12 protein-coding genes are annotated in these 12,054 nt (G+C 67.3%); 11 read left to right on the top strand and 1 reads right to left on the bottom strand.

The window, feature by feature from the left end:
• Window positions 1-75: 75 nt before the first annotated feature.
• The 3 genes from FHG66_RS03525 to murJ are packed head-to-tail and all read left to right on the top strand — an operon-like array spanning window position 76 to window position 5,600.
• Complete coding sequence (locus FHG66_RS03525) at window positions 76-1,260, top strand: ABC transporter substrate-binding protein (protein WP_139075316.1); 1,185 nt, start codon at window positions 76-78, stop codon at window positions 1,258-1,260.
• Entirely contained in the window at window positions 1,220-4,045 is a 2,826-nt protein-coding gene (locus FHG66_RS03520) for a [protein-PII] uridylyltransferase (protein WP_139075315.1), read from the top strand. The genes FHG66_RS03525 and FHG66_RS03520 overlap by 41 nt, the downstream gene beginning before the upstream one ends.
• A 13-nt stretch (window positions 4,046-4,058) precedes the next feature.
• Window positions 4,059-5,600, top strand: a complete 1,542-nt coding sequence (gene murJ / locus FHG66_RS03515) for a murein biosynthesis integral membrane protein MurJ (protein ID WP_139075314.1) — start codon at window positions 4,059-4,061, stop codon at window positions 5,598-5,600.
• Here the strand turns inward: murJ and FHG66_RS03510 are convergent.
• A complete protein-coding gene (locus FHG66_RS03510) occupies window positions 5,597-6,310 on the bottom strand; it encodes a rhomboid family intramembrane serine protease (protein ID WP_246082442.1) in 714 nt (237 codons plus the stop codon). The two genes, murJ and FHG66_RS03510, sit on opposite strands and share 4 nt — an antisense overlap.
• Window positions 6,311-6,382: 72 nt before the next feature.
• Between FHG66_RS03510 and trpS the strand changes: the two genes are divergently transcribed.
• From trpS to FHG66_RS03470, 8 genes are all read left to right on the top strand, one after another.
• Window positions 6,383-7,402: a tryptophan--tRNA ligase gene (trpS, locus tag FHG66_RS03505; RefSeq protein WP_139075313.1), complete on the top strand. Its 1,020-nt coding sequence runs from the start codon at window positions 6,383-6,385 to the stop codon at window positions 7,400-7,402.
• 72 nt (window positions 7,403-7,474) lie between these two features.
• The gene (locus FHG66_RS03500; RefSeq protein WP_139075312.1) at window positions 7,475-7,930 is read left to right on the top strand and encodes a universal stress protein; all 456 of its coding nucleotides are present in this window, start codon (window positions 7,475-7,477) and stop codon (window positions 7,928-7,930) included.
• A 3-nt stretch (window positions 7,931-7,933) separates the two neighbouring features.
• Window positions 7,934-8,551: a CPBP family glutamic-type intramembrane protease gene (locus tag FHG66_RS03495; protein ID WP_139075311.1), complete on the top strand. Its 618-nt coding sequence runs from the start codon at window positions 7,934-7,936 to the stop codon at window positions 8,549-8,551.
• Between the two features lie 112 nt (window positions 8,552-8,663).
• Window positions 8,664-9,107, top strand: a complete 444-nt coding sequence (locus FHG66_RS03490) for a hypothetical protein (RefSeq protein ID WP_139075310.1) — start codon at window positions 8,664-8,666, stop codon at window positions 9,105-9,107.
• 163 nt (window positions 9,108-9,270) lie between these two features.
• Window positions 9,271-9,834 carry a NifU family protein gene (locus FHG66_RS03485; RefSeq protein WP_139075309.1) on the top strand — a complete coding sequence of 188 codons (564 nt, stop codon included), beginning with the start codon at window positions 9,271-9,273 and terminating at the stop codon, window positions 9,832-9,834.
• A complete protein-coding gene (tsaB, locus tag FHG66_RS03480; RefSeq protein ID WP_139075308.1) occupies window positions 9,824-10,474 on the top strand; it encodes a tRNA (adenosine(37)-N6)-threonylcarbamoyltransferase complex dimerization subunit type 1 TsaB in 651 nt (216 codons plus the stop codon). The genes FHG66_RS03485 and tsaB overlap by 11 nt, the downstream gene beginning before the upstream one ends.
• Window positions 10,471-10,884, top strand: a complete 414-nt coding sequence (locus tag FHG66_RS03475; RefSeq protein WP_139075307.1) for a GNAT family N-acetyltransferase — start codon at window positions 10,471-10,473, stop codon at window positions 10,882-10,884. Before tsaB ends, FHG66_RS03475 begins: the two co-directional genes overlap by 4 nt.
• Before the next feature lie 112 nt (window positions 10,885-10,996).
• Window positions 10,997-11,992, top strand: a complete 996-nt coding sequence (locus tag FHG66_RS03470; RefSeq protein WP_139075306.1) for a BMP family lipoprotein — start codon at window positions 10,997-10,999, stop codon at window positions 11,990-11,992.
• Window positions 11,993-12,054 lie beyond the last annotated feature (62 nt).

The following is a 12,054-nucleotide window of genomic DNA, read 5'->3' as shown; positions in this document are numbered from 1 at the left end:
CTTGCCTATGATGCGGCCACGGCGCGGGCCGCGTCCGGTATCCCGCCAGGCCATAAACCCAGGGGAGTGTCGCGCATGTTCGCAAGGGTTCTCAGCCGCCGCAAGGTGCTCGGGCAGGTTATCGGCCTGGGGGCCCTGGCGCTCGCCTCGGCCTGTGCGCCCGTGGCGACCACCGGCGGAGGGCCGGAAGCGCCAACCTTGCAGGCCGGAGCACCCGTTCCCGTTGCACTTCTGGTTCCGGCGGGCTCTCCAAACGAATCCGACAACTTCGTCGCGCAGAATCTCGAGAACGCGGCCCGGCTGGCGATCGCCGACCTGAACGGCGTCCAAGTGGACCTTCGGGTTTATGCGACCGGCGGGAACCCGACTCGGGCCGCGACCGTGGCGCAGACGGCCGTGGCCGAGGGTGCGGCCATCATCCTCGGCCCCCTGCGCGCCGAGGAGGCCAACGCGGTGGGCGTCGCCGTCGCGGACAGCGGTGTCAACGTGATGGCGTTCTCCAACAACCCGACCATCGCAGGGGGCAACGTCTTCATCCTTGGCCCGACCTTCCAGAACACGGCGGACCGGCTGATCCGGTACGGACGCGGCGTTGGCATCGACCGGTACTTCGTCGTCCATGGGACCGACCTGGGCGGCACCCTGGGACGGGACGCGATCCAGGCCTCGGCCGCCCAGAACCGCGCCACGGTCGCCGGGGTCGAGACCTACCCGCTGTCCCAGCAGGGCATCCAGGCCGCCGCGCCCCGGATCGCCGCAGCCGCGACTGCAAGCGGCGCGCAGGCAATCTTCACGACGGCAGACTCCACAGTGGATCTTCCGTTCCTTGCCGCAGCCTTGGCCGAGGCAGGGCTTCAGCCCGGCACGATCCGGCTGGTCGGCCTGACCCGATGGGACATCACGCCAGAAGTCCTGAGCCAGCCGATCCTGCAGGAGGGCGTGTTCGCCATTCCGGACGAAACCCTGACCCGCGCCTTCGAGAGCCGCTACGAAGCAGCTTACGGCGCGGCGCCCATCCCGATCGCCGCCCTGGCTTATGACGGTATCGCGGCCATCGGCGCCCTGGCGCAGCGTGGCGGGCCGCAGGCGTTGTCACGTAGCTCGCTTGTGCAGGGCCAGGGCTTCCAGGGAACGGCGGGGATCTTCCGGCTGCTGCCCGACGGGACCAATCAGCGCGGATTGGCCGTGGCGACGGTCCGCAACAACCAAGTGGTGATCCTTGACCCCGCTCCCCGCAGCTTCGCCGGCGCCGGCTCCTGACGTAGGCTCCCTGACGATCCCGGCGCCGGACAGCCTGATCTGTCCGGCGTCGTCCATTTGGGACGCCTCGACCACCGAAGCCAGGCTGGCGCGAATCCTTGCGGGGCTGGCGTCGCCGGACGCCGATCCAAAGGCCATCCGGCGCGAGGCGGTGGGGGTCCTCTCGGACGCCCGCAAGCACGGAATGGCCGTGATCCGCGACGGACTGGCCCGAAAGCCCCTCGCCGGACGCGAGACGACGCACGCCATCGCCTGGCTCAGTGACCGGCTCGTCAGCGCGGCCTGCGACGTGGCGCGCGCGTTGCAACCCCTTTCCGCAAGCGAAGGCCGCTTGGCTTTGCTGGCGGTCGGCGGCTACGGCCGGGGCGAGATGGCGCCCCAGTCGGACATCGATCTCCTGGTGCTTCTGCCGGCCGCCCTGACCCAAGGACAAAAGGGCTTCGTTGAGTGCGTCCTGTACCTTCTGTGGGATCTCAAGCTGAAGGTCGGCCACGCGACGCGGACGGTCAAGGAGGCGCTGGCGCTCGCCAAGGAAGACATGACCATCCGCACCACCCTGCTCGAGACGCGGCACCTGTCGGGCGACGAGGCCCTGACGGACGCGCTGCGCGAGCGGTTCTGGGGTGACCTGGTTCCGGGCTCGGCGGCCGGCTACCTCGAGGCCAAGCTCGCCGAGCGCGCAGCCCGGCATCAGAAGCAGGGCGGACAGCGCTATGTAGTGGAGCCCAACGTCAAGGAAGGCAAGGGCGGCCTCCGGGATCTCCAGTCGCTCTTTTGGATCGGCAAGTACGTCAAGGGTGTCGAGACCCGCGACGAGCTGGTCAACATGGGCGTGTTTACGCCTGAGGAGTTCGCGACCTTTCGACGAGCCGAGAACTTCCTCTGGGCGGTGCGCTGCCACATGCACTTCCTCACCGGGCGTCCGGTGGACCAGCTGACCTTCGACCTGCAGGTCGAGGTGGCGGGACGCATGGGTTACGAGGGGGACGACGGCCGTCGCGCCGTCGAACGGTTCATGCAGGACTACTTCCGCCATGCCAACCGCGTGGGCGAGTTGACCCGCATCTTCCTGACCGCCCTGGAGACAAGCCACCTCAAGGCCGCCCCGTCCCTCATGCGGATGTTCTCAAGGAAGCCTCGGGCGCGGCCTCCTTATGCGATCAAGCACAACCGCCTGACCGTCGCCGACGAACGGACGTTTCTCGCCGACCCGCTGAACCTCCTGCGGATCTTCGAGGAAGCGCTGCGCACGGGGACGTTGCTGCATCCCGACGCCATGCGGCTGCTCGCCGCCAATCTCGGCCTGATCGACGACCGGCTGCGGTCCGATCCCCGCGCCAATGCGATCTTCCTCGATCTGCTGCTCAAGCACGGCAACCCCGAGCGGGCGTTGCGCCGGATGAACGAGTTGGGCGTGCTGGCCGCCTTCATCCCCGAGTTCGAGCCTGTCGTGGCGCTCATGCAGTTCAACATGTACCACCACTTCACGGTGGACGAGCACACGATCCAATGCATCAGCCACCTTGCCCGGATCGAGCGGGGAGAACTGATCGAGGAGTTGCCCGTGGCGTCGGGCATCCTGAAGGCCGGGGTGAACCGGCGCGTGCTTTACGTGGCCCTTCTGCTCCATGACATCGGCAAGGGCCGGGCCGGGGATCACTCGGTGATCGGGGCCGAAGTCACCGCCCGCGTGGCACCCCGCCTGGGCCTCACCCCGCGGGAAAGCGAGACCGCCGTCTGGCTGGTGCGCAACCATCTCCTCATGTCGGACGTCGCGCAGAAGCGCGACATCGCCGAGCCCCGGACGGTGCGCGATTTCGTGGCGCGCGTGGAGACCAAGGAACGGCTCGACCTCCTGACCGTTCTGACGGTCTGCGACATCCGGGGCGTCGGGCCGGGCACCTGGAACAACTGGAAGGCCATGCTTCTGCGGGCGGTGTATCTGGCCACCGAGACGGCTCTTCTGGCCCGCCAGGCCGAGGGTCCGGCCGATCGCGACCGCTCCCCGCTTGAGGAGGAGGCCAAGCGCAGCCTCGCGCAGGCTCTCAACGGCTGGCCGCGCCCCGAGATCGAGGCCGAGCTGCAGCGGCATTACGGCCCCTACTGGCTGGGCCTGCCCACCGACCTGCAGGTGGTCTTCGCTCATCTGCTGCGTGGCATCCAGGACGACGAGCTCCGCATCGACATCAAGCCGGACGAAGGACGCGCCGCCACGCGCGCCGCCTTTGCCATGGTGGACCATCCGGGCCTGTTCTCCCGCATGACGGGGGCGCTGGCCCTGGTCGGCGCGAACATCCGCGATGCGCGGACCTACACCTCCAAGGACGGCTATGCGACCGCGATCTTCTGGATCCAGGACGGCGAAGGGAAGCCGTTCGAGGAAACCCGACTACCGCGCCTTCGCCAGATGATCGTCCGTACCCTTGCCGGAGAGGTCGTCGCGCGCGAGGCCCTCAAGGACCGCGACAAGCTCAAGAAGCGCGAGGCGGCCTTCGAGGTGCCGACCCGCATCTCGTTCGACAACACCGGCTCCGACATCTACACGATGATCGAGGTGGACACCCGCGACCGTCCTGGTCTGCTTTATGACCTCACGCGGACGCTGGCCGCCAACAACGTCTATATTGCCTCGGCCGTCGTTGCGACCTACGGGGAGCAGGCGGTCGATACCTTCTACGTGAAGGACATGTTCGGCCTGAAGTTCCACGCGGAAAGCCGTCAGCGCGCCCTGGAGAAGAAGCTCCGGGAGGCCATCGAGCAAGGGGCCGCCCGCGCCCGGGAGTGAGAGGTTCTTGACCATGGCCGCACCGATTCGCCTCGTCCGGGGCTTTCTCACCGTGGGCGCCTGGACGCTGCTGAGCCGCGTCGTGGGTTTTGCGCGCGATGTGATGATGGCAGCCTATCTGGGCACGGGGCCCACGGCCGAAGCGTTCCTCGTCGCCTTCTCCCTGCCCAACATGTTCCGGAGGTTCTTCGCCGAGGGCGCCTTCAACATGGCTTTCGTGCCGATCTTCGCCAAGAAGCTCGAAGGCGGCGAGGACGCCCGAGGCTTCGCGCGCGACGCCTTCAACGGGTTGGCCTCGGTCCTGATTGCCTTTTCTCTCCTGGGTACGCTTCTGATGCCCTGGCTGGTCTGGGCCATGGCGGCTGGCTTTGCCGGGGATGAACGCTTCGGGCTTGCGGTGCTGTATGGCCGGATCAGCTTTTCCTACATCCTGTTCATCAGCCTCGTGGCGCTGCTGTCGGGCGTGCTGAACGCGTTCGGCAAGTTCACCGAGGCCAGCCTCGTCCCCGTGCTCATGAACCTCATGTTCATCGCCGCCATGCTCCTGGGGGATTGGCTGGGGTGGGACATGGGTCTTACGCTCGCCTGGACGGTGCCGGTCACCGGCATCGCGCAACTGGCCTTCACGTGGCATGCAGCGCACCGCGCGGGCTACGCGCCGAGCCTGGCCTGGCCCCACATCACGCCCGACCTTCGCCGACTGGCCCGCATCGCGGGACCGGCAATGCTGGCGGGCGGGGTCGTGCAGATCAACCTGCTCGTCGGGCGGCAGGTGGCCAGCTTCTTCGAAGGCGCCGTGGCCTGGCTGTCCTATGCCGACCGATTGTATCAGTTGCCTCTTGGCGTGGTGGGGATCGCCATCGGCACGGTGCTGCTGCCGGACCTGTCGCGCCGGCTGCGCGCCGGCGATGAGACTGGGGGGCGCGACGCCCTGAACCGTGCGGCCGAGATCAGCCTTGCGCTGACCGTTCCGGCCGCCGCTGCGTTGATCGTGATCGCCTATCCCCTGATTTCGGTGCTGTTCGAACGGGGGGCCTTTGAGCGTGAGGACACAGTGGCCACTGCCCTGACCTTGGCCGTCTATGGGGCCGGCCTCCCGGCCTTCACGCTGCACAAGGTGCTTCAACCCCTGTTCTATGCACGCGAGGACACCCGGAGGCCGTTCCGCTATGCTGTCTGGGCCATGGTCGTGAATGCCGCCGTCGCGGTCGGCTTGGCGCCGGTCGTGGGCTTCGTGGCGGCCGCCCTCGGGACTACCGTCGCAGGCTGGACCATGGTCTGGCAGCTTTGGCGCGGAGCCCGCAACATGGGCGATGCGGCCCGCCTCGACGCGCGCCTTCTGAGCCGCCTGCCCCGGATCGGGGCATCCGCCGCCGTCATGGGGGTCGTCCTAGGGCTCGTGGCTTGGGCCTTGGATGGACCGCTCCATGCACCTGGCCTGCGCTATCCGGCGCTTGCGCTGCTGTGCGTGGTGGGCATCGTGACCTACTTCGGAGCAGGCGTCGGTCTTGGGGCGTTTCGCCTTTCGGATCTTCGGGGCGCGCTGCGTCGCTAGCGGGCGCGGAGCCGCTGGCGCAGGGCGGCCCATCCACCGGGGGCGAACACGGTGGCTGCGGCCAGCCCCGCGACGAACCCTCCAATATCCGCGATCCATTGCGGATTTGCCCCGAACAGGGCGCCGAACAGCAGCTGCACAGCCAACAGGCCACCGATCAGCCGGAACGCCTTCAGGCGGTTCTCCCCGGTCCGGCCCAGCCTTAGCCAGAGCAGATAGGTGAACGCCCCGATCAATCCGTAGATGCCGGGATAGCTGCCGAACAGCGGCTGCGTATCGACCGCAAAGGCGCCGAACGCCAGCGCGCCGCCGATGGTGGCCGCGATGAACACGGCCAGTGTCGCGCCCTGCCCCATCTCCTCGCCGACGAACTTGCCCAGGGCCAGCAGGAGCGCTCCCGCGAACAGGGCGTGGGTCACGCTGCCGTGGAGAAAGGCGTAGCTGACGAAGCGCAGGAGAAGGCTCATGTCCCCCCAGTGTCCCTGAAGGACCTGCTCCAACACCGCCGGAGAAAAGGCGAACCGTTCGAGCAGACCCACACGCCATCCGACCGCAGCCGGGCCTCCGGCAAGGCCCATGCCGCCCAGGCTCAGAATCGCCTCGATTCCGGCGATGGCCAGGAACAGGGCGAGGATCACGGCAGGCACCGGGTTGACGGGGCTTTCTCCCGGTACCGGCTCGGGCAGGCGCTTTTGGAACGATCGGGCCACGGGCGGTCTCCTTGACGGACAGCAGAGCCCCCGATAATCCACCCGGACCCCCAAGGCCAGCGGACCATTCCCATGCAAGACGCCCGTTTCACGCCCCGTGTCTTCTCGGGCATCAAGCCCTCGGGCGGGCTCACGCTCGGCAACTACCTGGGCGCAATCAAGCGCTTCGTGCAGATGCAGGGCGGCGGCTTCGAGACGATCTACTGCGTCGTGGACCTTCACGCCATCACCGTCTGGCAGGACCCGAAGGAACTGCGGTCAGCCACGCGCGAGGTCGCGGCGGGCTTCCTCGCCTCGGGCATCGACCCGGAAAAGTCCATCCTCTTCAATCAGTCCCAAGTTTCCCAGCACGCGGAGCTGGCGTGGATCTTCAACTGCGTGGCCCGCCTGGGCTGGATGAACCGGATGACGCAGTTCAAGGAAAAGGCTGGCAAGAACGCCGAGGCGCAGTCCTTGGGCCTTTATGCCTATCCGTCGCTCATGGCCGCCGACATCCTGCTCTACCACGCGACCCACGTTCCCGTGGGCGAGGACCAGAAGCAGCATGTGGAGCTGACGCGCGACATCGCGGCCAAGTTCAACCATGACTACAAGGTCGATTTCTTCCCGATGGCCGAGCCCGTGATCGAAGGGCCTGCCATGCGTGTGATGAACCTGCGCGACGGCACCAAGAAGATGTCCAAGTCCGGTGAGTCGGACATGGAGCGGATCAACATGACCGATGACGCCGACACCATTGCCCGCAAGTTCCAGAAGGCCCGCACCGACGCCGCGCCGCTGCCCGAGTCCGTCGAAGGGCTGGACGGCCGCCCCGAGGCGCGCAACCTCGTGGAGATCTATGCGGCGCTGGCCGACATCACCCCGGCCGAGGTGCTGGCGCGTTATCCCGGCGCGGGCTGGGGCACCTTCAAGCCGGCCTTGGCGGACCTCGCGGTCGAGCGGCTGTCCCCGATCTCGGGCGAGATGGCCCGCATGATGGCTGACCCGGCAGAGATCGACCGCATCCTGGCCCGCGGCGCCGAGCGGGCCCGCGCGATCGCGCAGCCGGTCCTGAGCCGGACGCTGGACATCGTGGGCATGGTCCGGGGCTGAGCCCAGCCCGGCCGTTGCAACGGCCGGACCCATCCGCCACACTGCCTCTCACGCAGCCAAGGGGGACGGTGCGTGCGGAAATTCCTCGTCGTGCTGGACGACACGCGCGAATGCCTGAATGCCATGCGGTTTGCCGCCATGCGCGCAGCCAAGACGGGGGGAGCGGTGCAGGTCCTGTCCGTGATCTCGCCCGCCGATTTCGGCGCGTGGATCGGCGTGGGCGACATCATGCGCGAAGAAGCCCGTGAGCGGATCGAGGTTCATTTTGAGGTCTATGCCAAGTGGATGCGGGACCGTCAGGGCATCGACCCCGAACTGATCATCCGCGAAGGCGAGGCGGTGCCCGAGATCATGGCCCAGATTCGCGACGACCAGGAGATCGGCGTTCTGGTCCTTGGCGCGGGAACGGACAACAAGGGCCCGGGCCCGCTCGTAACGGCGCTGACCAAGCAGGCGGGCACGCTTGCGGTGCCCATCACCATCGTACCGGGCGACCTGTCCAAGGAACGGCTCGAGGCGATCACCTGACCCATGGACCGGCGGCTTGCCTTGGCTGCGATCCTAGCGGTGCCGGTGCTTTATGCCGTGAACGTTTGGCTGTCAGGGCGGGTTCAGCCGCTGGTGGCGGCCGGGCTAGGGCTGGTGGCCTACTGGATCTTCCTGGGGACGGCCCTTTCCAGAATCGACCGTGACTTCCTTTACGACCTCCTGCCGCTGCAGTCGCCGGGACGCCCGATCAACCTTGCCCTCGCGCTACCCGTGATCCTGGTCGGCGCCGCCACGTTCCGGATACTGGGGAGTGTCATCCTGCCCCCGCATGTCATCCTCGCCGCCGCAATGGCCGCCTTGCTCCACGCCCTCCTCGAGGAGATGTTCTGGCGCGGTGCTCTCATCCCGAGCGCGGGCGACAGGCCAGCCGCGCTGGCCCTGCTTCTTTACTGGATCTTTCACGCGGCGTGGCTGGGTCTGGCCCCTCTGGAGGTGGGCGTTGGCCCTGCGCTTCTGGTCCTCGGCCCGCTGGCGCTGGGCGGCGCATGGACGGCGGCCCGGTTAGCCTCTGGCACGCTGGGGAGCGGGATCATGGCCCATGCGAGCTTCAACCTGTTCGCGTTCGTCGCCATCGCCGCGCTGGCCCAACCCGCAGCTTGACCTAGGGACAGGCTATTCCTGCCAGCACGCGGGATGAGGGAAACCAATTCCTTGTTCGCCGCGTTGGGCGCCCGACCGCGGTGAACGCGGGTTAAGACACAAGGAACGCCAGATGAACAAGTTCGTCATTCTCGTGGCCGCCGCGATGATCGGTTCGGCCACCCTCGTCACCGCCCAGGAAACCACGGCGACCGAGAACGCCTTCGGCATCATCCCGGTCCAGGACGGCAACAACCTCCTGATCGAGATCCCGCTCGTCACCGCCACGACCGACGGCGAAGTGCAGATCTATTCGATCGTGGACGAGCGCCAGGGCGAGCCGCTGGGCACCGGCCCTGTCACTGCCGGAGCCAACGAGAACGTGCGCATCACCCTGACGACCCGTCCCATCGCGGACGCAGTTCTGGCGGTGCTCGTGATCGATGGGCAAGCAGTCGCCCAGCAGGAGATCGAACTGTCGCCCCAGGGCGGCGAGAGCGATAACGATGACGACAGCGACAACTCGGGCGACAACGACAGCAACGACGGCGAGGCCGGCTCCGGCACCAACGGCTAAGGTTAAAACCGAACTGACAGGGGTGCCCCGCTGGGCGCCCCTCGACCTTGTGCCGTACAGGGGGTCGGGCTGTTCCCGCGCCTGCTCACTTTAGAATCGTTCCAAAACCTTGACGTTGCGGCCAACAAGGCGCATATCGGGATCCTGATTCAGAGGGCTCCCGATGTTCATCCAGACCGAATCCACGCCCAACCCGGCCACCTTGAAGTTCCTCCCCGGCGAGAGCGTGCTGGGCCAGGGCACTGCGGACTTTCCGGATGCCGGTTCCGCCCAGAAATCACCGTTGGGCCGCCGAATATTCGCAGTCGATGGCGTGACGGGTGTGTTCCTCGGGTCTGACTTCGTGACCGTCACCAAGGCACCCGAGATCGAGTGGGATCACATCAAGCCCGCCATTCTTGGTGCCGTGATGGACCACTTCCAGTCCGGACAGCCGGTCATGGAAGGCGAAGCCCCGGCCGCATCCGGTCACGCCGCCCATGATAGCGAAGACCACGCGATCGTGGAGCAGATCAAGGAACTGCTCGACACCCGGGTCCGTCCGGCCGTTGCGCAGGATGGCGGTGACATCACCTTCCACGGGTTCGAGCGGGGGGTGGTCTATCTTCACATGCAGGGCGCTTGCGCCGGATGCCCGTCCTCGACCCTGACTCTCAAGATGGGGATCGAGAACCTGCTACGGCATTACATTCCCGAGGTGACAGAGGTTCGACCGGTTGCCGCCTGAACCACTGATCCTCGCCTTCGACACATCGGCCGCGCATTGCGCGGCCGCTTTGCTGTCAGGGGACCGCGTCCTGGTCCAGACCGAAGAACCCATGGCCACCGGTCAGGCCGAGCGGCTGATGCCTATGCTGGAAGAGGTGCTGCGCGACGCGGGGGTTTCCTGGCGCGATCTTACCGCTCTTGGCGTCGGCACGGGACCTGGGAACTTCACCGGCGTCCGCATCGCAGTTGCCGCAGCGCGGGGACTGGCCTTGGGCTTAGGCTGCAAAGCCATCGGCGTAACCGTCTTCGAAGCTCTGGCTTGGGGCCGGAACGCCGCGCTCGTGGCCCGCGATGCGCGGTTGGGCCAAGTCCATCTGCAGGCGTTCGGGCCGCATGCCTTCGGGCCGGTGACCCAGCCACTTGGTGAGGCGCTTCCGCCCCTGCCGGCCGGCCTTCCCTGCCTAGGCGACTTTGCCGGGAACCTGGCGGCCCGCATCGGGGGCCATGAGGTCGCAGCGATGGCACCGCTGGCCGAGGCGATCGCACGGATTGCCATGGAACGCCGTGATCAGGATCTACCCCGCCCCGCCCCGCTCTATCTTCGTGCGCCGGATGCAGCACCGCCTCGCGATCCGGCCCCCACGATCCTGCAGGAATGACCCCGGACGCGCTGGCCCGCCTTCATGCGGCGGCCTTCGAACAGGACCGGCCCTGGAACTCCGATGAGTTCGCGTCCCTGCTGGCACATCCCGGCACACTTCTCCTGGGTGATGAACGGGCCTCCATTCTTGGCCGCGTCATCCTTGATGAAGCCGAGGTCCTGACCCTTGCCACCCATCCCGATCACCGCCGCCTGGGGCTGGCCGCCATGCTTCTCGCCCGCTTCGAGCAGGAGGCCGCGGCGAGGGGCGCGGACCGCGCGTTCCTCGAAGTGGCGGAGGACAATGCAGGCGCGCGCGCGCTCTACTCCGGTTTCGGGTATTCCGAAGCGGGGCGGCGGCCGGGCTACTACCTCCGCGGTGCCAATGCTCCTGTGGCGGCGCTGGTTCTCTCGTGTCCGCTTCGCTGACGCTCCGTCGCGGGAAACGCACGGAAATACCAGTTGACCCTCCCGTCAGCGCATTGCTTGATCGCGCAAGCATCGGGGCCGGACAGGCCCCCAACAAAGGACTGGGAGACGCATGACGAACCTTTCGACTTTCCTCGGCGCGACCGCCCTCCTGGCGCTGGGCGCGGGGGCAGCGATCGCCGATCCGGCGGTGATCTTCGACCTGGGCGGCAAGTTCGACAAGTCGTTCAACGAAAGCGCCTTCACCGGCGCACAGCGCTGGGCCGAGGAAACCGGCGGCACCTATGCCGAGTTCGAGCTGACCGCAGAGCCGCAGCGCGAACAGGCGATCCGCCGCTTTGCCGAGCAGGGTTACAACCCGATCATCATGGTGGGCTTCATGAGCGCCACCCCCTTGGGCGAAATCGCGCCCGATTACCCCGACACCAAATTCGTCATCGTCGATGCCGTCGTGGAGCAGCCCAACGTCCGCTCCGTCGTCTTCAACGAACATGAAGGCTCCTACCTCGTGGGTCTCCTGGCCGGCTTGGCCTCGGAGTCCGGCACCGTGGGCTTCGTGGGCGGGATGGACATCCCCCTCATCCGCAAGTTCGGCTGTGGCTACGCCCAGGGTGTCAAGGCCGCCAATGCCGATGCCACCGTGATCGCGAACTTTACCGGCACCACGCCCGCTGCCTGGAACGACCCGGCCCGGGGGGCCGAACTGGCGCTCGCCCAGATCGGCCAGGGCGCGGACGTCGTCTATGCCGCCGCCGGGGCGACCGGAGTGGGCGTGCTCCAGACCGCTGCGGACCAGGATATCAAGTCGATCGGTGTGGATTCGAACCAGAACTACCTCCACCCTGGCGAGGTCCTGACCTCCATGATCAAGCGGGTGGACAACGCCGTTTATGACGCCATGACCGCCGGCGAGGCGGTGGAGACCGGCGTGCAGGTCATGGGCGTCGCCAACGAAGGCGTGGGCTTCGCCCTCGACGAGTTCAACCAGGACCTCATCACGCCCGAGATGAAGACGGCCGTGGACGAGGCGGCGGCCCAGATCGCCTCGGGTGCCCTGCAGGTCCACGACTACACCGCCGACGAGTCCTGCCCGGCTCTGACGTTCTGATCCGCGCTCCGGCGCATAGTGCATGACCTGACCAGGGGGGCCGCGCCGAAGGCCGGTCGCGG

Origin of the sequence: Rubellimicrobium rubrum (assembly GCF_006152115.1) — a bacterium.
GTDB classification, from domain to species: domain Bacteria; phylum Pseudomonadota; class Alphaproteobacteria; order Rhodobacterales; family Rhodobacteraceae; genus Rubellimicrobium; species Rubellimicrobium rubrum.
This window is presented reverse-complemented; position numbering and strand designations above follow the sequence as displayed.